This window comes from Halomicroarcula saliterrae (assembly GCF_031624395.1).
GTDB classification, from domain to species: domain Archaea; phylum Halobacteriota; class Halobacteria; order Halobacteriales; family Haloarculaceae; genus Haloarcula; species Haloarcula saliterrae.
In genome coordinates this window covers 1-20582 of record NZ_JAMQON010000003.1, presented here as the reverse complement: position 1 = coordinate 20582, position 20582 = coordinate 1, and the positions used below count along the sequence as shown (strand labels likewise).

At 66.9% G+C, this 20582-nt stretch carries 17 protein-coding genes, 1 tRNA gene and 1 rRNA gene; 12 read left to right on the top strand and 7 right to left on the bottom strand.

Going from position 1 to position 20582, the window contains the following annotated elements; genetic code table 11:
• Positions 1–16: 16 nt before the first annotated feature.
• The 3 genes from NDI56_RS11385 to NDI56_RS11375 all read right to left on the bottom strand — a co-directional run bounded on the left by NDI56_RS11385 (position 17) and on the right by NDI56_RS11375 (position 3352).
• Entirely contained in the window at positions 17–1294 is a 1278-nt protein-coding gene (locus NDI56_RS11385; protein ID WP_310919653.1) for a hypothetical protein, read from the bottom strand.
• 158 nt (positions 1295–1452) lie between these two features.
• Positions 1453–2415, bottom strand: coding sequence for a lipoyl synthase (gene lipA, locus NDI56_RS11380; protein ID WP_310919652.1), 963 nt, complete (start codon positions 2413–2415; stop codon positions 1453–1455).
• Between the two features lie 55 nt (positions 2416–2470).
• Entirely contained in the window at positions 2471–3352 is an 882-nt protein-coding gene (locus tag NDI56_RS11375) for an NmrA/HSCARG family protein (RefSeq protein WP_310919651.1), read from the bottom strand.
• Positions 3353–3619: 267 nt separating this feature from the next.
• Between NDI56_RS11375 and NDI56_RS11370 the strand changes: the two genes are divergently transcribed.
• Positions 3620–5992 carry a DEAD/DEAH box helicase gene (locus tag NDI56_RS11370; RefSeq protein ID WP_310920129.1) on the top strand — a complete coding sequence of 791 codons (2373 nt, stop codon included), beginning with the start codon at positions 3620–3622 and terminating at the stop codon, positions 5990–5992.
• Positions 5993–6198: 206 nt separating this feature from the next.
• Complete coding sequence (locus NDI56_RS11365; RefSeq protein ID WP_310919650.1) at positions 6199–6447, top strand: DUF8028 family protein; 249 nt, start codon at positions 6199–6201, stop codon at positions 6445–6447.
• 36 nt (positions 6448–6483) lie between these two features.
• On the opposite strand, the gene NDI56_RS11360 is transcribed toward NDI56_RS11365, so the two are convergent.
• Both NDI56_RS11360 and NDI56_RS11355 read right to left on the bottom strand, forming a co-directional pair.
• Positions 6484–7146 carry an HAD family hydrolase gene (locus tag NDI56_RS11360; RefSeq protein ID WP_310919649.1) on the bottom strand — a complete coding sequence of 221 codons (663 nt, stop codon included), beginning with the start codon at positions 7144–7146 and terminating at the stop codon, positions 6484–6486.
• Positions 7147–7204: 58 nt separating this feature from the next.
• Positions 7205–7729, bottom strand: a complete 525-nt coding sequence (locus tag NDI56_RS11355; RefSeq protein WP_310919648.1) for a hypothetical protein — start codon at positions 7727–7729, stop codon at positions 7205–7207.
• A gap of 86 nt (positions 7730–7815) precedes the next feature.
• Between NDI56_RS11355 and NDI56_RS11350 the strand changes: the two genes are divergently transcribed.
• The 7 genes from NDI56_RS11350 (at position 7816) to NDI56_RS11320 (ending at position 16107) form a co-directional block, all read left to right on the top strand.
• Positions 7816–8538: an endonuclease NucS domain-containing protein gene (locus tag NDI56_RS11350; protein ID WP_310919647.1), complete on the top strand. Its 723-nt coding sequence runs from the start codon at positions 7816–7818 to the stop codon at positions 8536–8538.
• 327 nt (positions 8539–8865) lie between these two features.
• On the top strand, positions 8866–9861 hold the full coding sequence (gene endA, locus NDI56_RS11345; RefSeq protein WP_310919646.1) for a tRNA-intron lyase: 996 nt from the start codon (positions 8866–8868) through the stop codon (positions 9859–9861).
• 209 nt (positions 9862–10070) lie between these two features.
• Positions 10071–11702 (top strand): tryptophan--tRNA ligase, encoded by a 1632-nt coding sequence (locus NDI56_RS11340; RefSeq protein ID WP_310919645.1) that lies wholly within the window; start codon positions 10071–10073, stop codon positions 11700–11702.
• Between the two features lie 128 nt (positions 11703–11830).
• Positions 11831–12133 carry a hypothetical protein gene (locus NDI56_RS11335; RefSeq protein WP_310919644.1) on the top strand — a complete coding sequence of 101 codons (303 nt, stop codon included), beginning with the start codon at positions 11831–11833 and terminating at the stop codon, positions 12131–12133.
• A 285-nt stretch (positions 12134–12418) separates the two neighbouring features.
• A complete protein-coding gene (pheS, locus tag NDI56_RS11330) occupies positions 12419–13930 on the top strand; it encodes a phenylalanine--tRNA ligase subunit alpha (protein ID WP_310919643.1) in 1512 nt (503 codons plus the stop codon).
• Positions 13930–15780, top strand: coding sequence for a phenylalanine--tRNA ligase subunit beta (pheT, locus tag NDI56_RS11325; protein WP_310919642.1), 1851 nt, complete (start codon positions 13930–13932; stop codon positions 15778–15780). Before pheS ends, pheT begins: the two co-directional genes overlap by 1 nt.
• A gap of 120 nt (positions 15781–15900) precedes the next feature.
• Positions 15901–16107 carry a hypothetical protein gene (locus tag NDI56_RS11320; RefSeq protein WP_310919641.1) on the top strand — a complete coding sequence of 69 codons (207 nt, stop codon included), beginning with the start codon at positions 15901–15903 and terminating at the stop codon, positions 16105–16107.
• A 3-nt stretch (positions 16108–16110) separates the two neighbouring features.
• Here NDI56_RS11320 and NDI56_RS11315 read toward each other — a convergent pair whose 3' ends face one another.
• A complete protein-coding gene (locus NDI56_RS11315) occupies positions 16111–17163 on the bottom strand; it encodes a quinone-dependent dihydroorotate dehydrogenase (protein ID WP_310919640.1) in 1053 nt (350 codons plus the stop codon).
• A 51-nt stretch (positions 17164–17214) separates the two neighbouring features.
• Positions 17215–17412, bottom strand: coding sequence for a hypothetical protein (locus NDI56_RS11310; RefSeq protein WP_135303304.1), 198 nt, complete (start codon positions 17410–17412; stop codon positions 17215–17217).
• Between the two features lie 229 nt (positions 17413–17641).
• On the opposite strand from NDI56_RS11310, the gene NDI56_RS11305 reads away from it, so the two are divergent.
• The 3 genes from NDI56_RS11305 to NDI56_RS11295 all read left to right on the top strand — a co-directional run bounded on the left by NDI56_RS11305 (position 17642) and on the right by NDI56_RS11295 (position 20344).
• Positions 17642–17950: a non-histone chromosomal MC1 family protein gene (locus NDI56_RS11305; RefSeq protein ID WP_220588064.1), complete on the top strand. Its 309-nt coding sequence runs from the start codon at positions 17642–17644 to the stop codon at positions 17948–17950.
• A 745-nt stretch (positions 17951–18695) separates the two neighbouring features.
• Positions 18696–20166: ribosomal RNA gene (locus NDI56_RS11300) — 16S ribosomal RNA — on the top strand.
• A gap of 106 nt (positions 20167–20272) precedes the next feature.
• Positions 20273–20344: transfer RNA gene (locus NDI56_RS11295), tRNA-Ala, on the top strand.
• Positions 20345–20582: the final 238 nt, after the last annotated feature.

Sequence of the window (20582 nt, the reverse complement as noted above, 5' to 3'; positions counted from 1 at the left end):
GTTCGGTGGGAGTGTCTCATGGCGCCTCCCGGAACGCCAGTGTCGCGGTCGCGTTGCGGTCCGCGCTCCGGTACACCAGGCGGACGGTCGCGCCGGACTCGATGTCGGCGGTAGAGACGGTCAGCACCTCGCCCGGTTCGACGGTGTCGCCCACGTCGAAGTCGGTGGCGTCGTCGTCCACGCTGAAGTCGGTGACCTCGTCGCTGTTCGTCGCCTTCACGACGAGGCGTTCGGTCTCGACCGTGTCGCCGGCCTCGTGCCGGAACTCCACCGTCTCGGCGGCCGCGTCGTCGGTGACCCGCCACGACACGTGGGGGACCACCAGCGTACGGGTGTCGCCGCGGAACTGCTCTACGGGCTCGGCGAGTTCCATCGTCGCGACCCGCCCCTCGACGGTGACCTCGACCGCGTCGGCGTCCCGCAGGCGGGCGCGGCGTTCGAGCGCCGTCTTCACCTCGCCCACCGTCGGCTCGTCACCCTCGGGGAACAGCCACGTTCGGACGCTGTAGACTGCGTCGTCGTCGTGGCTGAACGCGTACGCCCGACCCACAATATCCCAGAACACCGTGTCGGTCGCCTGCTGGTCGCCGCTCCGTACCGTCCCCGGCAGGAGCCACGTCCACCGGCGACTGCCCGCGCCGGCGGACAGCGCCTCGAAGTCCGCCGCGACCTCGTGGTACCGCTCGCCGTCGCCGCGACGGGCGGCCGCGATAGTCGCCACGATATCCCGGGCACCCGGGCCGCTGCCGAACACCAGCCCGTCCGCCGAGACGCCCATCACGCGGTCGTCGTCCGGCCGCACGTAGATCTCGTATCCGTTCTCGGTACCCGCGGGCTCGTAGCTCGTCTCCGGAATCGTCTCGGTGACGGCGCCTCGGTCGATGTCGCCGGCCAGCACCACCGCACTGCTCGATTCGAGGAGGCTGCTGATGCCGACCGCCGTATCGACGTCGTCGACGTGGACGCCGACGTAGTCGGACTGCGTGGCGACGAGGGTCCGCGCGACGCTCCCTCTGGTCCAGGCCGGCGCGTCTTCGGGCGGGGGCTCGTAGGCGTGGACGTCGTAGCCGCCGTCGGCGTCCGCGGTGTCGGGGAAGGCATCCGGCGCGGGGAGCCACTCGCGGTATTTCGGGGCCCCAGCGTCGGGGGCCTGCACGGTGCCGTACTTGACTTTCGACCCCAGCGGTGGCAGGCCGCTACAGCCGGTTAGCGCCGTGACGCCGGCGGTCAGTGACGCGGCACCGGCGCGCAGCGCCGCCCGGCGGGAGAGTCGGGTGTCGGGTGGGGGCGACATCTATCTGGTACGTTCTCGGCACGTAGCTTAAACGGGGCTGGCGCTCGGCAGTCGGCTGCAGACCGTAGAAACTGTTATATACGGCTTCTCCTCAGCCACCCGCTAGCTGACGAGTCCGCGACGCTCTCGCCCTCGCGGAGCACGCTCACTCGCGCCGTTCACTGACGTGCTCGCTCGCGAGCCGTTTCGGCGTCGCCGCCAGCGAGCACGCTCTCGACGAACAGTTCGCCGGCCCGGTACGACGACCGGACCATCGGCCCCGAGGCGCAGTACTGAAACTCGAACTCCTCCTCGGCGACGCGCTGCCAGGTGTCGAAGACGTCGGGGTGGACGTAGTCGCTCACCTCCAGATGGGACCGCGAGGGCTGGAGATACTGCCCGAAGGTGACGATGTCGGTCCCGACCTGCCGCAAATCGGAGAGCGTCTGGTACACCTCGTGGGCGTACTCGCCGACGCCCAGCATCAGGCTGGTCTTGGTGAAGACGTCGCTCTCCCTGTTCGCTTGCCGGAGCACCGACAGCGACTGCTCGTAGCCTGCCCGGCGGTCACGCACCGGCCACTGGAGGCGGTCGACGGTCTCGATGTTGTGGGCCAGTACGTCCGGTTCGGCGTCGATAATCTGCCGGACGAGGTCCGGTTCGCCCTGGAAGTCCGGAATCAGACACTCGACCAGAATCGACGAATCGCGCCGTTTGATAGCGCGGATGGTCTCGGCGAAGTGGCCCGCGCCCTGGTCGGGGAGGTCGTCGCGGTCGACGCTCGTCAGGACCACGTAATCGAGGCCGATGTCGGCGACGGCGTCGGCGACGTTCGCGGGCTCGTCGGGGTCGAGCGGCTCCATCCCGCCCGTCTCCACGTCACAGAAGTTACACCCGCGCGAGCAGCGGTCGCCCAGCAGCATGAACGTCGCCGTGCCGGGGCCGCTGTCGGCGGCATCCGCCGCCTCCTCGTTCGGGGACGCGTTCGCGCCCCCTGACCAGCATTCGCCCATGTTCGGGCAGTTAGCCTCCTCGCAGACGGTGTGGAGGTCCCGCTCACGGAGGCTCTGCTTGATATCCGTGAACCGCTCGCCCGACGGCGGCCGCATCTTCAGCCAGTCGGGCTTGCGCGAACGACTCATACCGGCGCTTCGGTCCGTCGCTCAAAAGGGGTTGCGTTCCGGCCGGGCGCCGCGCTCACTCCGCCGGCGCAGAGGCCGGTCGCCACGCGTCACTTCGCTCCAGATACTCCCGGAATGAGGTCGGCTGGATACCGTGCCGTTCGGCGAGCCCCTCGATGTCCACGTCGTAGCCGCCCTCGTTGAACCACTCGTACATGTCGGCGTAGTCGTCACCCATCGCCTCGCGGAACGCCGCCATGTCGACGGAGACCGGCTCGACGTCTCTCCCGAGGTAGTCGCTGAACGCCGCGGCGAACTCCGCCAGAGTCAGTTCGTCGCCGGCGAGCGTGACGGTCTCACCGACGAAGCGGTCGGGGTCGGCGAGCGCCGCCGCGCCCGCCTGCCCGATGTCGTCCGTGTCGACGGCGGCCAGCGAGACGCCATCCGCGAGCGGGAGCGCGAGCTGTCCGTCGAGGATGTCCTCGCGCATCCCCGGCCCCGCGAAGTTCTGCAGGAAGAACGTGGGGCGGACGACGGTCGCCGGCAGTCCGAGCTCGGCGATGCGCTGTTCGACGGCGTGTTTCGCCTCGAAGATGTTGACCCCCACGGCGTCCCCGGCGTTCCCGACGGAGCTGTAGACGAACTGGTCGACGTCGGCGGCGGCAGCGGCTTCGGCCACCGTCACGCCCTGGGCGATGTCGCCCTCCCGGCCGCCGTTCGCGTACGCCGTGACACAGTAGACGGCGTCGACGTCGGCAAGCAGCGTCTCCATCCGTTCGGCGTCGGTCATATCCCCCTCGACCACCGTGACGCCGCGCTCGTCGAGCGCACGCGCCGCCTCGCTCGTGGCGTCGCGAGTCAGGCCGCGGACCGCCCACGGCCGGTCGGACGCGAGCAAGTGGTCGACGACCGCGCCTCCCTGCGTGCCGGTCGCACCGGTGACGAGTACCGTTCGCATGATATATTATCAATTAGATGGAGTGTTAATAAAACGTTTCCCTGACCTCGGAACGTCGCGTCGGTCTCCGGACGACCGCCAGCCAGCCCACCGTCCGCGATGGCGGTGCTGCCGGACTCGCGCTGGACTGCGCCCGCTGGGCGCCGCCAGTTCGCCGGCGTCGGGTCGAGACATCGCGCCGCCGCCGGCCTCCGCGCCATAGAAACGCCTTTGGCCTCGCGGTGCCGCCCATCCCACGTGTCACGCCGAGCCGACAGTGAGCCGACGGTGGCAGTCGACGAGGTGTTGCCGGAGTTCGCCGACGCCTTCCCCTTCGAGCGGTTCAACGAGATGCAGTCGGCGGCCCTGCCCGCCCTGCTCGACCGCGAGGACAACGTCGTCGTCAGCGCGCCGACCGCCAGCGGCAAGACCGCGCTGGCGGAGCTGGCCATCTGCAAGACGCTGGCCGAGGGGGGCACCGCGCTCTTTCTCGCCCCGCTGCGCGCGCTCACCAACGAGAAGGAAAGCGAGTGGGAGCGCTTCGAGGACCTGGGCTACTCGGTGTACGTCGTCACCGGCGAGCGCGACCTCAGCCCGCGTCGGGCCGAACGGGCCGACATCCTCGTGATGACTCCCGAGAAGGCCGATTCGGCCACACGGAAACACGAGACGGCCCGCTACTCCTTTATCATGGACGTGGACTGCTGTGTCATCGACGAGGTCCACCTGCTGGACTCGGAGCGCCGGGGCGCGGTGCTCGAAGTCACTGTCTCGCGGCTCCGCAGACTCTGTGACCCCCGCGTCGTCGCGCTCTCGGCGACGATGCCCAACATCGACGACGTGGCCGACTGGCTGGACGCCCCCTCGGAGACGACCTTCGCCTTCGACGAGGCCTACCGACCGGTGCCGCTGAACGCCGACGTGAAGACCTACACCCACGGCGAGAACGCCTTCGCCGACAAGTACCGGCGGCTCTACCGGGCGCTGGACCTCGCCGAACCGCACATCCGCGAGGAGGGGCAGGCGCTCGTCTTCGTCTCCTCGCGACAGGACACCGTGCAGGCGGCAAAGAAGGCCCGCGACGAGCTCGTCGAGCGGGACATCCCGATGGGGGCTCGCGGGGATTACGATTTCCATAACGACGCCGCCGACCTGAGCAACGACACGCTGCGCCAGTCGGTGCTCGACGGTGTGGGCTTTCACCACGCCGGGCTCTCCCGCGAGGACAAGAACCGCGTCGAGCAGTGGTTCAAGGAGGGGAAAATCCAGCTTCTCTTCTCGACTTCGACGCTCGCCTGGGGCGTGAACCTCCCCGCCCGCTGTGTCGTCATCCGCGACACGAAGCTCCACGACCCCCTGGAGGGCGAGGTGGACATGAGTCCACTCGACGTGCTCCAGATGCTCGGCCGCGCGGGCCGGCCGGGCTACGACGACATGGGGTACGCCTGGGTCGTCTGTGACCGGTCCGACGCCGACAAGTACCGCCGCCTGCTGCGGGACGGCAAGGAGATAGAGTCCCGGCTGGCCGGCGAGCTCGACGCCCACCTCAACGCCGAAATCGCGCTGGGCACGATTCGGGACATCGACGACGTGATGAGCTGGCTGGAGACGACGTTCTACTACGCCCGCGCCAAGTCCTCGCCCGACGCCTACGACGCGGGCAGCGACCTCCGCGAGCGGGTGTCGAACGAGCTCTCCCAGCTCGTCGCCGACGGCTTCGTCGAGCGCGACGGGCTCCGCATCGAGGCCACCCGGCTCGGACAGCTCGCCTCGAAGTTCTACCTCCGGCTCGACACCGCGCGTCGCTTCGCCGACCTCGCCGAGCGCTGTGCGGCGGTGGCCGGCGACGGGGACGCGGCCGAGTCGATAGACGCCGAGGACCTGCTCGCGACGGTCGCCGGCGCGACGGAGTTCGACAGCGTCAGCGCCCGCTCGGACGAGCAGGACGCAGTGAGCGCGGTGGTGGGTAGTGGCGCCCCCGAGGAACTCGACGCCGGCCAGCGGAAGGTGCTCGCAATCTTGCACTCGGGGATGACCGGCACCACGCCGACCGAGTTGAAAAGCGACGCGTGGGTCATCCGCCAGAACGCGCTGCGGCTGCTGGCCGCGCTGCGGGAGTTCCTCGACAACCTCGCGCCCGCCCGCTTCGCGAACCTCGCCTGCCGCGTCGAGGCCCGCGTCGAACACGGTATCAGCGAGGACGCGGTGGGGTTGACCGCCATCGACGGCGTCGGCTCCGGTCGGGCCGGCAAACTCGCCGCCGAGGGGCTCTCCAGCCCGGCCGACGTGGTCCGGGCGGGGGTCTCGGGACTCGTCGCCGCCGGCCTCTCGGAGGGCGTCGCGGAACAGGTCGTCTCGAACGCCCGTGACCTCCCCGTGGTCGTCGTCGACTGGGGCGAGTTCCCCGAGACTATCGCCACCGGCGACCACGATATGCGCGAGGTGACCGTCGCGAACAACGGCGGCGGCGCACGGGCCGGCCTCCGGGTGACGGTCAACGGCCGCGAGATGACGGCCAAACCGTCGTATCTCGGCCAGACGACGCTCCCCGTCGCCGTCTTCGGGGCCGACGCCGACGAACTGACATTCACCGTCGAGGTGACGTTCCCGAACCGACCGCTCGACCCCGTCACCGTCTCTCGGACAGTCGCGGTGCGGTGACAGACGCCGGATCTCCCGTCATCAGATAACTGCCGCAGATTGCGGAATAAAATTTATCCCGCTCGCTAAAAGCGTCTCGCTCGTTCCGACCGTCGCTGTGAAACCGGATAAAATCAATCAAACGAAACGTACTGGTGCGAATTGGATACAACCGTCTGTCGTTTATATGGGGGTATGTGTTCTACGAGGGAGTGAGGAGGAACCCAATGTCCAGTGCTCCGCCCTTTCGGTCGCCGACTGATGCACTCACCAGCGGAAGCATCGACTTCCGACGGCTGGCTGTTCGGCCGGTCCAGTTCCTCGGGTTCTGGACTGCCGTCGTGGCACCGCTCGCGTATGCCGTGCTTCTCATGAGTTCACTGGACGGACGGAGCCGCCTCCTCCTGCTTACCGGTGTGTTCTTCGCCAACGTCCTCGGCCTCGTCATTGGCCGGGGGTACCGTGCCAGCGCCTGACTCCCCCTCGGGCGCTATGCGGTCTTCGACTCCCCTTTACTGGCGGCGCTGTCCGAGTAGCACCGCGCGAAGCTCCGCCGCGTCGCTCGCCTCGTAGTGGACCATCGGGAGGTCCGTCGCCGCGCCGTCGCCGTGGAAGCCGACGGTCGTCATCCCCGCGGCCACTGCCGCGCTCGCGCCGGCGTAGGAGTCCTCGACGGCCCAGCAGTTCGCCGGGTCGACGGCGAGTTCCGACGCACCGCGCTCGTAGATGTGTGGCTCGGGCTTGCCCGGGCCGTCGACGTCCTGTGCGCTGACGGCGGCGTCGAAGTGGTGCAACAGGCCAAAGCGCTCCTCGATGACGTCGATCCAGTCCCACGGCGCCGAGGTGGTCAGCGCCAGCTGGGTGCCGGCCTCCCGGAGGTCCGCGAGCAGGTCGTCGACGCCGTCGAGCATCGTGGCGTGGTCACCGTATATCTCCTTGCCGGCCTCCTCGAACAGCCGCTCGTACTCCTCGCGCGTGACCGCGAGGTCGTACTCGCCGTCGAGGTCGGGGTACACCTCGGTGTAGTCCCGGCCGGTGATGGCCGACAGCGGGATGTCGTCGTCGGGCGCGACCGTCGGCAGGATATGCTCGCGCTGGATACTGACCCAGTGGTCCTCGGACTGGACGAGGACGCCGTCCATGTCGAAACAGATTGCGGTCGGTGCGTCACTCATTGGTTCCCCTCACTCGCCCGAACGGTTTGCCCCTTGCGCTCGACCGGTTGCACTCTGTCTAGCCCGAGGACGCGGCGTCCAGACAGCGGACGCTCTCCTCGTAGCTCTCGCCGGTCCTGAGCTGGATGTCCAGCTCCATACGCCCCACGTCACACCACGAGAACCCGTACGACCGTATCTGCTCGCCGCCGGGGGCGATGGCAGTAAACACCTGCGTGTCTGCGGGCAGCCCGTCGAAGGAACCCCGCCGTTGCTCACCTGCAGCGAGCGACAGCTCCCGTCGGTCGACACCCTCGCCAACCGGCGTGAGCCGGATCGCGCCGTCGAACGCCTCGGCCGGCAGTTCCCCGAGGTCCGTCGCCTCGACGCGCCGTGTCTCCCCGTCGGCGTACGTGAACTCGTAGCCGGTGACCCCGTTGGGCGTCGCCGCCAGCAACACGTCGTGCGGGCCGGCGTCGCGGTTCACGACGCTGTAGCTGATGCCCGCTCGGGCGGTCGGCGTCTCGCTGCCACCGCCGGTACAGCCCGCGGTGACACCGAGTCCGCCGACCGTGCCCAGTACCGCCCGTCTCGTCGGTTCCATACTCACCTCTCACCCGGTGGGCGGAAAACCCCGTCGCCGGCCGTGACGACCGAGGGTTTAGATACCGGGACGGGCCCACCGCCGCTATGCACGACGGAACGCGCGTGATGGCCGGTGAGTGTACGACTGTCTTCGAGGGGTCCCGCGAGCGCGAACAGCGCGGCGACGTGCTGGTCGTGGTCAAGCCCGACAACACGGTGCTGGTCCACGACGCCGAAGGGTATCAGCCGGTTGCGTGGCTCACCAGGGCCGACAGCGTCACGGTCGAGGACGGCACTGTCACCGCTCGCGAGGGCGAGCAGTTCCTCCGGGTCGTCGCCCACGAGGAACACGGGAGCGCCCGGTTCCCGGCCTCACAGGCCGGCGTTCCGGTCGGCGACTGCCCGGGGTGCCCGGGGACGCTGGTGCGTGCGGGCGGCGCCGTGACCTGTACCGGCTGTGGCGAACGCTACGGGCTGCCGACCGACGCCGCCGTCACCGGCAGTCGCTGTGGGGACTGCGCGCTGCCGACGATGCGGGTCGAACGCGGCGAAGCCATCGAGTGTTGCATCGACCGGGACTGTGAGTCACTCGACGACCGGGTCGTAGCGCTGTTCGACCGCGAGTGGGAGTGCAAGCACTGCGGGGGCGACCTCCGGATTCTGCGACGGGGCGGCCTGCTGGCCGGCTGCGAGAACTATCCGGAGTGTGACACCGGCTACGCGCTCCCGTCGGGGGTCGTCACCGGCGACTGTGGCTGTGGTCTGCCAGTGTTCGAGACGGCGGGCGGCCGGCGCTGTCTGGACAGCGGGTGTGGGGAAACCGGGTGAAACTGTACGGCAGTATTTCGCCCAATGGCAATGAGAAGAGCCAGAAAGCCCCGAGCGTAGCTGGCCGCCCCTTCGAGTCCCACCCATGCCGGCTGCCCAACCGGCTACGGGCGGGACTGAAAGGGGCCGTGCTCTCAGCGAACCCCGGCGAAGTAAGCACTGCAACGAGCAAAGCGAGTAAAGCGCGCAACGAGTCGCGGGAGCTGAGAGCACGGGGGCTTTCCGGCTGTTCAGCATCGAGTTCTCGCGTTCAATTGCGGTCTCTAGTATAGATTCTCCTCGCCCCAACCCGCAGGGGATTTGACCCTCCGTGGCCCACCGACCGGTATGCAACTCACGCTCGACGGCGACGTGGTCCGGGCCGGGAACCGCGCTCGCGAGCGGTTCTACGACTCGCGTGGCTACGGCCGCGTCCGCGACGGCGACCTCGACCTCGCGCCCGTGGAGGCCGCTCATCTCTGCTATCGGGGCGACATCGACGCCGTCGACGGGATGGACGTCCGGGAGCTCCTCGCCTCCGGGGCCGTCTCGGCCGTCGATTTCCTGGTGTACAAGGACCTGCGCGACCGCGGGTTCTACCTCACGCCGGCCCGGGAGGGGTGGGTCGACGACCCCGTCGGCGCTGACTTCGTGGTCTACCCGCGGGGGAAGGGGCCGTGGGACGACGCCGTCGCCTATCGCGTCCGGGTCGTCGGCGAGCGCGACGACGTGCCCGCGGGCTCGCTCGGCGACTGCGTGCTCGCCGTGGTCGACGAGGAGAGCGAACTGACGTATCTCGACACGAGCGAGCGGTCCGTCGCGGGGACGAGCGCGGCCGACGTGCCCGAGGTCCGGGGCGAACTGCTGGCCGAGCGGGTACTGTGCTGGGACCCGCCGGCGGCGCTCTATCAGCAGGCCTTCTACGGACAGCAACTGGACGAGGACGCCGTCCAACTCTCGCTCGTGGAGGCGGCCTATCTGGCCCGCGAGGGACTGCTAGACGTCGACGGGGGCACGGACGCTATCGTCGACCGAGGCCGCGACGTGGAGGGCGAGCGCTTCGACCGCCGATTGGGAGTGTACGCCGCGTTGCGGGACTCCGGCGTGGTCCCCAAGACCGGCTTCAAGTTCGGCGCGGACTTCCGGACCTACGCCGACGTCGAGAGCGTCGATAATCTGGGCCACTCCGAACTGCTGGTCCGGGCGCTGCCCGCCGACCACGACTTCGAGCCGCGGGACCTCGCACTGGACGTTCGCCTCGCCCACGGGGTGCGAAAGACGATGGTGTTCGCGCTCGTCGGCGACGGTATCGAGTGGGTGCAAGTGGAGCGGCTGACGCCGTGACCGGTTCGAGACCCGGAAGGCATAAGACCGTGTTCGCGCATGTCCCCCACATGGTGTCCACTCCCGCCGACGGCTGGCGCTGGCACGTCCGGAGAGTGGACAGTTTCGCGGTCCCCGTCCGGCGGGCGTAACCCGCCGGCGAGGCCGACGATGCTCCCTCCGCTTTCTCCGCCGTGGCCTCGACCGCACACCGACACGACACACGACACATGACGCGATATTCACACACCGACGACGAACCGGCAGACGAGCAGACGCGAACGGACGGCGGTGAGCCGAGCGACGCGAGGCGAGGCTCGTCGGACCTCCGGACTGACGGAGGTGCTGACGCCGCCGGCGCCGACGAGACCCAGCTCGACCCGTGGGGCTCCTCGACCGTCGAGGACTACCGCAAGCTGTTCGAGCAGTTCGGCATCGAGAGCTTCGACGACGTGCTCCCGGGCGTCCCGGACCCTCACTACCTGATGCGGCGAGGGGTCATCTTCGGCCACCGGGACTACGGCCCCGTGGCCGAGGCCATGCGCAACGACGAGCCGTTCGCCGCGCTGTCGGGGTTCATGCCCACCGGCGACCCTCACATCGGCCACAAGATGGTGTTCGACGAGATAATCTGGCACCAGCAGCGGGGCGCCGACGCCTATGCGCTCATCGCCGACCTCGAAGCCCACGCCGCCCGCGAGCTCTCCTGGAGCGAGATCGACGAACACGCGAGGAGCTACATCCTCTCCCTGCTCGCGCTGGGCTTTGACCCCGAGGACGGAGCGCTGTATCGCCAGTCCGACAACCGCGAGGTCCAGGACCTCGCCTTCGAGCTGGGCGCCGAGACGAACTTCTCGGAGCTGCAGGCCATCTACGACTTCGACGGCGAGACCGACGTCTCCCACATGCAGTCGGTCGTCACCCAGATGGCCGACATCCTCTCCCCGCAACTGGACGAACCGAAGCCGACCGTGATTCCCGTGGGCCCCGACCAGGACCCCCACATGCGGCTGGTGCGGGACCTCGCGGCGCGGATGCGCTACTTCGGCGTCACCGAAGCGTTCGCCAGCTTCGAGGCCGACCCCGTCGAGCGGACGCTCCTGCGACAGGCCTACGACGCCCGCGAGGCGTACGCCGAGGACCCGGAGACGCCCCGCTGTGTCGAGGCCGCCGACTATCTTCGCGAGCACGAGCCAGCGCCCGCGGACGCTCGCGAGTCCGTTACCGAGAAGCTCGACAACGCCGGCAAGGAGCCGATTCGGCCGCGGACCCGCATCTTCGACCGCAACGCCACCGACGCGGCCTTCGAGGCGCTCATCGAGGCCGTCTCCGGCGAGAAGCGCGTCTACGACGAACACGTCGACGCCTTCGACCTCGACCGCGCCGACGCGGACGAACTGGCCCGCGAGGTCGAACTCGACACCGGCGGCTACGGCTTCCTGCCGCCGTCCTCGATCTACCACCGGTTCATGACCGGCCTCACCGGCGGGAAGATGTCATCCTCGATTCCGGCCTCCCACATCTCCTTGCTCGACGACCCCAGCGACGGCTTCGACAAGGTGAAATCCGCCACGACCGGGGGCCGGGCCACCGCCGAGGAACAGCGCGAGAAGGGCGGCCGGGCCGACGAGTGTCCCGTCTACGAACTGTACGCCTACCTCCTCTCGGGCGACGACGACGAGTTCGCCGAGGAAGTGTACGACGAGTGCGTCGGCGGCGAGCGACTCTGTGGCGGCTGCAAGGAGCAAGCGGCGGAGCTGATGGCCGAGTTCCTCGAAGACCACCAGGAGAAACGCGCCGAGTGGGAGGACAAGCTGGACGAACTCGACATCGACCTCGACTCGCACCGAAAGCGGGCGTGAGGTCGCCTTTCGGGCCTGAATCGCTTTTTTACCCTGCCGCCACAGCTCACTATCCGGTCCGCTTTGGCTCAAACCGCGGTTTCACCGACCGGTGTGTTTTCGGCGTCGTCCACGGGACGTTTACCAACGTGGTCTCTCGCACCCGACTGGGGCACCTGCTCGTCACCGCCGGCGTCGGTATCGCGCTGCTCTCGCCGTGGTTCGGCGGCTCGACAGCACTTGCCTGTCCGGAACTCGGCGGTCCAGTCTACGACACGTTCGGGGTTCACCCCGGCGGCGTCGCGATAACCGGTATCGACCTCGCCGACGGCACCGTCGAGTGGTACGACGGCTGTAACTGGCGGACGAACTCGTTCCTGCCGCTGGTCGCCGGGCTGGTCGTCTCGCTGGCTGGCGTGGTCACCGCCACACGGCAGCGCCTCGACAGCTGATTCCGGCGACCGTGCAGCTCTCCGGACTCACCTGGCCCCCCCTTCGTAATCCTTTTGCGCACCCGCGCCAATCGCTCGCACATGGCACCCGAATCCACCCGTGCCGGCGTCGCTCGCCAGCCAGCCGTCAGTTCCGGGTTCGGGTTCTTTTTCGCGTTCTGACGGGCGGTGGAGTCGGGGCCGCGGTGGCCCGGACGAAACCGCTCGGAGGCGAGGCCGTCGCAGCAAGTAAGAACCGTTAACTGAGCGACCCGCGGTTATGCCGACAACGACCGACACACCCCTATGAAACGACCACAGGCACAGGTGGCCGTCCTGCAGGCCGCCGACTCCGACGAACCGAGACGTATCGACGAGGTGGCCGAGGCGGCCGACCTCAAGCCAGAGGCGGCGACGCGAGCCGCCTTCGAACTCGAAGCGGACGGGCTGCTCGCCGTCACCGAGGAGACCGTCGAACACTACGCGCTGACCGACGAGGGGACCCAGTACGTCTTCGAGAGTCTCCCCGAGCAGGACCTCTACGAGGCCGCCGTCGATTCCGGGGCCGACGAGGAGCCGGTCCAGATGGGGCAGGTCATCGGCGCCTCCGGCCTCGAAGGCCCCGCTGTGGACATCGCGCTGTCGAACTACGCCCGCAAGGGGTACGGCGCTATCGACAGCGGCGAGATAACCGCCGACCCCGACGCAAAGCCCGGGTCGGACCCGGAGATGTACGCGCTCGAAGCGGTCGCCGACGACCGCCTCGACGAGGCCGACGCTGACGCACTCGACCAGCTCGAACGGCGCGGCCTGCTCTCGGTCAGCGAGGAGACCGTCCGCTCGGTCCTGCTGACCGACGAGGGCGTGGCCGCTCTCGACGCCGGCGTCGAGGCGGCCGAGACCGTCGACCAGCTCACCGCCGAGATGCTCACCAGCGGCGAGTGGGCGGACGTGGAGTTCACCGAGTACAACGTCGAGGCCGACGCCGAGGACGTGAGCCACGGCAAGGAACACATCCTCCGCCAGACCGCCAATCGCGTGAAAGACACGCTCGTCGGCATGGGCTTCCAGGAGATGCAGGGGCCCCACGTCGACGCCCAGTTCTGGATCAACGACTGTCTGTTCATGCCCCAGGACCACCCCGCGCGCACCCACTGGGACCAGTTCGCGCTGGAACGGCCCGACGAAATCAAGGAGCTCCCGGCGGACCTCGTCGAGCGGGTCGAATCCGCCCATCGCGAGGGCGTCGGTCCCGACGGCGAAGGGTACCACTCCCCGTGGGCCGAGGATGTGGCTCGCGGGCTGGACCTGCGGGGCCACACCACGTCGCTCTCTATGCGATATCTCTCGGGCGAGGAAATCGGCGAACTCGAACCGCCAAAGCGCTTCTTCAGCGTCGAGAAGGTCTATCGGAACGACACGCTGGACCCGACACACCTCTTGGAGTTCTTCCAGATAGAGGGGTGGGTCATGGCCGAGGACCTCTCGGTGCGTGACCTGATGGGCACGTTCACGGAGTTCTACGAGCAGTTCGGTATCACCGACCTGGAGTTCAAACCCCACTACAACCCCTACACTGAGCCCAGTTTCGAGCTGTTCGGGACCCATCCGGAGACCGGCGACGTCGTCGAGGTCGGGAACTCCGGCATCTTCCGCGAGGAGGTGCTCTCGCCGCTGGGCGTCGACTGCGACGTGATGGCGTGGGGGCTCTCGCTGGAACGACTGCTGATGCTGATGTACGGCTTCGAGGACATCCGCGACGTCCACGGGACGCTGTGTGACCTGGAGCTGCTGCGGACCACGGAGGTGCTTCACTGATGCCTGTCGTCGACGTCGATCCCGACGAGCTTCGCTACCTGACCGGCCACGACGAGAAGGACGACGACGAACTGAAGTCCGACCTGTTCAACCTCGGGCTGGAGTTCGAGGGGTGGACCGAGGACGACGAGTTCCAGCTGGAGTTCGCCCCGGACCGGCTCGACCGGCTCTCGGTCGAAGGCGTGGCCCGCTCGCTGCGCTACCACTACGGCGACGACCGGGGCGTCTACGTCCCCAACACGAACGGCGCCGACTGGACCATCGAAGTCGAGGACCAGCCCGAGGGCCGCCCCTACGTCACCGGCGCGGTCGTCCGCGGGCTCGACATGAGCGAGGGGGCGCTCGAATCCCTGATTCAACTGCAGGAGAAGCTCCACGCGACGATGGGTCGCAAGCGCGCCAAGGGCGCCATCGGCGTCCACGACCTGACGATGCTGAAAGGGACGGACCTCCGTCCGACCGACGAGCAGTCGAGCAGTCTGGACCTCTCGGGCGGACAGGGTCCGACCGAAGCCAGCGAGGAACCCCAGGACGAGATGGTCGGCGACGCGGCCGTCGAACCCGCCGGCGGCAACGCCATTACCTACACGAGCGCCGACCCGGACGAGGCCACCTTCGTCCCGCTGGAATCCGACGCCGAGATGACGCCGAACGACGTTATCGCCAACCACGACACGGGCCAGGCCTACGGCGACCTCGTGGCCGACTTCGACCGCGTGCCCGCCATCTACGACGCCATCGGGCTGTTCTCGTTCCCGCCGGTCATCAACGGCCGCCGGACCGAGGTCGCCGAGGACTCCCGTGACCTCTTCATCGAGCTGACCGGCACCGACCAGTGGACCATCGACCACATGTGTAACATCGTCTGCTACGCGCTGGAGGCCCGCGGCGGCACCATCGAACGCGTGAACGTCGAGTACGCCGACGACGCTGCGGGCGAGTACGCCGGTAACACGCTGGAGCGCCCCGATTTCGAGACCCGGACGAAGACGGTTACGCTGGACCGCATCGAGCGTCTGCTCGGCGTGGACCTCCACCCGCGCGACGTCGTCGACTACGCCGAACGCGCCGGGCTCACTGCGACCGAGCGGACCGTCGACGAGGGCAGCGTCTTCGACGTGGAGATTCCGCCCTACCGCGTCGACGTCATCCACCCGCTGGACATCGTCGACGACATCGGCCGCGCGCTCGGGTTCAACAGCCTCGAACCGACCTACCCCGACGTCTCGACTGTCGGCGGGCGCCACGAGCGCTCCCGTCTGGAGGACGCGGCCCGAGACACCCTCGTCGGCCTGGGTTTCGAGGACCTGTTGAACTTCCACATGACCAACGAGGACGAGAACTTCGGCAGGATGAACCTCCCCGAGCCCGGCGAGAGCGACGGCTCGTTCGTCGGCCTCGCGGACCCGGTGACCATCCAGGAACCCTACAGCGAGGACTACACCATCCTCCGCACGTGGGCGCTCCCGTCCCTCATGATGGTGTTCGAGAACAATACCCATCGCCGCTACCCGCAGGACCTCGCCGAGATCGGCCTCGCCGCGGGACTGGACGACAGCCGGAACACCGGCGTCACCGAGCACCGGACCGTCGCCGGCGCGCTCGCCCGCACTGACGCCTCCTACGAGGACGCCAAGGCCCGCCTGCAGGCCATCGCCGAGGCCTTCGGCAAGGAACTGGAGACGCCGGCGACGAGCCACCCCACGTTCATCGAGGGCCGTGCAGCAGACGTCGTGCTGGACGGCGAGTCGGTCGGCGTCGTCGGCGAGATTCACCCGAAGGTACTCGTCGAACACGACCTGGAACTGCCGGTGGCGGCGTTCGAGTTCCGACTGGACGCACTGGAGTAGCGCGCGGACGGGGCGGCCGTTCGCGGTTGCACTTTTTCACGTAACCGTCCTGTAACCGGATTACTGGTCCGTTACCGGGTGTTTTTGGGTTACTGTCACGTAGTGCCAAACAGAGGGACAATGGCTGTCACCGACAGGCACTCCGACTGTGGCGACCCGGACCACTACGGCAACCCGGCCTGTGAGACGTATCCGTGGTTCACGCTCGACTGGCTTGTCGACGACCCGAACGCGCCCGCGCGTCTCACAGTCGTCTCGGACGGCCCGCGGACGGAGTGGCTATCCGTCGCTATCGAGGCCGCGATTCCGATAGAAGAGTGCCGATAGCGGCTACAGGTCCGCGCCCACGGCGTCCTCGACGCTGTCGAACCCGTCCGCTTCGAGCAGGTCGAGCAGCCCCTCGTTGATGTCGCGGGCGAGCGACGGTCCCTCGTAGACGAGGCCGGTGTACAGTTGCACGAGCGACGCGCCGGCCCGGATCTTCCGGTAGGCACCGTCGGCCGAGGCGACGCCGCCGACGCCGACGACGGGCACGTCGACGCGCTCGGCGACGAACCGGACCATACTGGTCGACTGTCTCTCGATAGGGTTGCCCGAGAGCCCACCGGTCTCGCTCGCGTTGGGCGAGCGTAAGCCGTCGGGTCGCTCGGTCGTGGTGTTGGTCGCGACGACCCCGTCGAGGTCGAGTTCGGTGACGAGGTCCAGCGCGTCCTCGACGGCGGGGTCGGGGAGGTCCGGCGAGAGCTTCACGAGCAGTGGCGCCGCGCCCGCGTCCTGGAGTTCGGTGAGGATGGCTTCCATCGCGTCGCGGTTCTGGAGTTCCTCGAACCCCTCCGAGTTGGGGCAGGAGACGTTGACGACGAAGAAGTCGCCGCCGTCGGCGACGTGCTCGTAGGTCTCGCGGTAGTCCGCCGGCGCTCCCTCGGTGCCGACGTGCTCGCTCTTGGCGATGTTGACGCCGAGCGGGAACGGGGCGTCGGTGGCCGCCAGCCGGTCGCCCACGGCGGCCGCGCCCTCGTTGTTCAGTCCCATCCGGTTGATGATGCCGCCGTCCTCACGCAGGCGGAACATCCTCGGGCGTGCGTTCCCCGTCTGGGGAACGGCCGTGACGCCGCCGACCTCGGCGAAGCCGAAGCCGAGCGAGGCCAGCGCCGACGGGACGGTCGCGTTCTTGTCGAACCCCGCGGCGACGCCGACGGGGTTGTCGAAGGAGTGTCCGAGCGCCGAGACGGCGAGTCGCTCGTCGTCGACGGTGTACTGTCGGGCCATGGCCCTCGCTACTGGCGTCCCCTGAGCGGCCTCGAGCAACGCGTGGATGCCCCCGTGGGCCGTCTCGGCCGGGAGCGAGAACAGAACCGGTTTGGCGATATCGTATAGTCTCATTGGGGCCTTCGAATCGTCCCCCGACAAGCGTCGGGGGCTCGCAACAGCACGTCAGAAATCGTGTTCGACCTCGTCTGGGTCGGCTTTTTGTATGATGATTTTGTTGTCGCGTACCCGAACGAACACCTCATCGCCGATCTCCATGCCCGCAACGGCCAGCTCGTCTTCATGGATGTTGATATGTACGTTGTGGTACTCGCCGTCCTCATCTTTGGCGCCACTCGGGCTGAGCTTCTTCTTTCGCACCATCGCGCTATCCTATTCCGTGCATCGCCGTAGGATACACTTAAGTCTACCGTGCGGCGCGTCGCAGGACGGCGGTGCGCGCGCGGTCTCAGCGCGGCAGTCTCGCCCGGATTCGGGCCGAATACAGTGCCTGCCCCCTCCTATTATATAAACGTACCGCGGTACGGAGGCCGAATCGGGGGGTATATTTATTATGTGGCATGTTTTGAATTGACATGGAGCGGAGAAAACCATGGCACGCGACAGCGACAAGCGCAACTTTGCGCTTCGTGAGGATGGTGACGAATCGAGCGTCTTCTCAGGCGGGACCCCCCGACAGGCTGCGTTGAAGGCCGCACGGCGGCTCGACCCAGCCGACAGCGAAGACGAGGCCGATCGACAGGAGATTCGGCTCCGGGAGAAAGGAACCCACAAAGTCCACATCTACGAGGCGTGGGCCTGGGTCGAAACAGCTCCCGACGACAAACCGGACTGGATGCCGGGTGACATCACGAAAGGGAACGTCTCGAAAGAGGGTGTCGAACACCTAGACGACATCTAGTCCCCTGTCAGCGCGAACTTTTTGTCGGTCGATGTCCCCGGTGCCGAGTCTACGGTACACGCGAGGTCGCGAGTCTACACGACTCGGGGGAGTCGGCGCGTTCGACATTGACGGCCGGACTTCCATCCGCGCGCGAGCGCGCGATACTCACGAGTACGGACCAGTTGTTCCCCCGTCTGTTTCGTGTCCGTTCCACTGGCCGTGTCGATGTCTGGCGCATGGGACTCACTAACCCGTGTAATCGCCTGACGAAGCGGGCTCGGTCCGACGGGGTTAAGTGTGACACTCCCATCGACTGAGATGCGAAGATGGCACGGGGCGACGCTCCCCGGTCAGGCCGCGACCCAAACGACGCCCTTAAGTGTAACAGGGCGTTCGGATGGAACGCGAAGGTCGCTTGCGTCGTGCGGTTCGAGGTAAGCGCGGTCCGATGCCCTTAAGTGTAACAGGGTACTCGGGTTGAACGCGAACGAGGCCTGGCCGGGGCCGAGACGACCCGGCCAACACACTGCGGCGAGGTAACTCGCCATCGGAACTCGAAGCCTTTAAGATGGCTTCGGGACAACATGCAGGTCCGAAGAAATGAGGATTCCACCCCTGCGGTCCGCCGTCAAGATGGGATCTGATGTTAGCCCTGATAGTTCGGTGACACTCGGTCGGCGAGTGTCCTCGAACACCCTTCGATAGCGACCACACTCCATCTGGAGTGTGACCCGCCTAACCCCCCGGCCTTGTGCCGGGATACATTCCGGTTGATCCTGCCGGAGGTCATTGCTATTGGAGTCCGATTTAGCCATGCTAGTCGCGCGGGTTTAGACCCGCGGCATATAGCTCAGTAACACGTGGCCAAACTACCCTATGGACAGGGACAACCTCGGGAAACTGAGGCTAATCCCTGATACAGCTCTCACGCTGGAGTGCCGAGAGCTGGAAACGCCCCGGCGCCATAGGATGTGGCTGCGGCCGATTAGGTAGATGGTGGGGTAACGGCCCACCATGCCAATAATCGGTATAGGTTGTGAGAGCAAGAGCCTAGAGACGGTATCTGAGACAAGATACCGGGCCCTACGGGGCGCAGCAGGCGCGAAACCTTTACACTGCACGACAGTGCGATAAGGGGACTCCGAGTGCGAGGGCATATAGTCCTCGCTTTTCTGTACCGTAGGGAGGTACAGGAACAAGTGCTGGGCAAGACCGGTGCCAGCCGCCGCGGTAATACCGGCAGCACGAGTGATGACCGATATTATTGGGCCTAAAGCGTCCGTAGCTGGCCAGACAAGTCCGTTGGGAAATCGACGCGCTCAACGCGTCGGCGTCCGGCGGAAACTGTTTGGCTTGGGGCCAGAAGACCTGGGGGGTACGTCCGGGGTAGGAGTGAAATCCTGTAATCCTGGACGGACCACCAATGGGGAAACCACCTCAGGAGGATGGACCCGACAGTGAGGGACGAAAGCTAGGGTCTCGAACCGGATTAGATACCCGGGTAGTCCTAGCTGTAAACGATGCTCGCTAGGTGTGCCGTAGGCTACGAGCCTGCGCTGCGCCCTAGGGAAGCCGAGAAGCGAGCCGCCTGGGAAGTACGTCCGCAAGGATGAAACTTAAAGGAATTGGCGGGGGAGCACCACAACCGGAGGAGCCTGCGGTTTAATTGGACTCAACGCCGGACATCTCACCGGTCCCGACAGCAGTAACGACAGTCAGGTTGACGACCTTACTCGAGCTGCTGAGAGGAGGTGCATGGCCGCCGTCAGCTCGTACCGTGAGGCGTCCTGTTAAGTCAGGCAACGAGCGAGACCCGCACTTCTAGTTGCCAGCAATACCCTTGAGGTAGTTGGGTACACTAGGAGGACTGCCGCTGCTAAAGCGGAGGAAGGAACGGGCAACGGTAGGTCAGTATGCCCCGAATGGACCGGGCAACACGCGGGCTACAATGGCTGTGACAGAGGGATGCGACGCCGAGAGGCGAAGCTAATCTCTAAACGCAGTCGTAGTTCGGATTGCGGGCTGAAACTCGCCCGCATGAAGCTGGATTCGGTAGTAATCGCGTGTCATAAGCGCGCGGTGAATACGTCCCTGCTCCTTGCACACACCGCCCGTCAAAGCACCCGAGTGGGGTCCGGATGAGGCCGTCATGCGACGGTCGAATCTGGGCTCCGCAAGGGGGCTTAAGTCGTAACAAGGTAGCCGTAGAGGAATCTGTGGCTGGATCACCTCCTACTGATCGAGACTGGGGCTTTGCCCCAGCTCACCTATGGGTGTTCGATGACTATCTCGCCGACCGGGCACCTATGAACTATCAGGGCTGACAACTGCGGATCTGCAGGGCCCATAGCTCAGCGGCAGAGCACCTCCTTTGCAAGGAGGAAGCCCTGGGTTCAAATCCCAGTGGGTCCATACGACGTGCCTGCCCCGAACCGTGCCCCTTAAGTGTGGGACGGCGATGGGATATGGTACGACGACAGATGCACCATCCCGGGTCAAACCGTGGTTGGGAAGGGTCGACTTGCCCACCATCTACCACCTTGGGGGCGAGTATGAAACCGTGTGTACGTGCGATCCAGGCGTCCACTGGACTCGTTCAGTTTAACGAGTCACAATTGACGTTGGCTACTATGCCAGCTGGTGGATTGCT

Excerpts from the sequence above, each read along its gene's own strand:
- pheS (WP_310919643.1), top strand. The coding sequence starts at position 12,419 with ATGAAACGACCACAGGCACAGGTGGCCGTCCTGCAGGCCGCCGACTCC.
- pheT (WP_310919642.1), top strand. The coding sequence starts at position 13,930 with ATGCCTGTCGTCGACGTCGATCCCGACGAGCTTCGCTACCTGACCGGC.
- NDI56_RS11315 (WP_310919640.1), bottom strand. The coding sequence starts at position 17,163 with ATGAGACTATACGATATCGCCAAACCGGTTCTGTTCTCGCTCCCGGCC.
- NDI56_RS11375 (WP_310919651.1), bottom strand. The coding sequence starts at position 3,352 with ATGCGAACGGTACTCGTCACCGGTGCGACCGGCACGCAGGGAGGCGCG.
- NDI56_RS11310 (WP_135303304.1), bottom strand. The coding sequence starts at position 17,412 with ATGGTGCGAAAGAAGAAGCTCAGCCCGAGTGGCGCCAAAGATGAGGAC.
- NDI56_RS11305 (WP_220588064.1), top strand. The coding sequence starts at position 17,642 with ATGGCACGCGACAGCGACAAGCGCAACTTTGCGCTTCGTGAGGATGGT.
- endA (WP_310919646.1), top strand. The coding sequence starts at position 8,866 with ATGCAACTCACGCTCGACGGCGACGTGGTCCGGGCCGGGAACCGCGCT.
- NDI56_RS11360 (WP_310919649.1), bottom strand. The coding sequence starts at position 7,146 with ATGAGTGACGCACCGACCGCAATCTGTTTCGACATGGACGGCGTCCTC.
- NDI56_RS11320 (WP_310919641.1), top strand. The coding sequence starts at position 15,901 with ATGGCTGTCACCGACAGGCACTCCGACTGTGGCGACCCGGACCACTAC.
- NDI56_RS11385 (WP_310919653.1), bottom strand. The coding sequence starts at position 1,294 with ATGTCGCCCCCACCCGACACCCGACTCTCCCGCCGGGCGGCGCTGCGC.
- NDI56_RS11355 (WP_310919648.1), bottom strand. The coding sequence starts at position 7,729 with ATGGAACCGACGAGACGGGCGGTACTGGGCACGGTCGGCGGACTCGGT.
- NDI56_RS11365 (WP_310919650.1), top strand. The coding sequence starts at position 6,199 with ATGTCCAGTGCTCCGCCCTTTCGGTCGCCGACTGATGCACTCACCAGC.
- NDI56_RS11340 (WP_310919645.1), top strand. The coding sequence starts at position 10,071 with ATGACGCGATATTCACACACCGACGACGAACCGGCAGACGAGCAGACG.
- NDI56_RS11350 (WP_310919647.1), top strand. The coding sequence starts at position 7,816 with ATGCACGACGGAACGCGCGTGATGGCCGGTGAGTGTACGACTGTCTTC.
- lipA (WP_310919652.1), bottom strand. The coding sequence starts at position 2,415 with ATGAGTCGTTCGCGCAAGCCCGACTGGCTGAAGATGCGGCCGCCGTCG.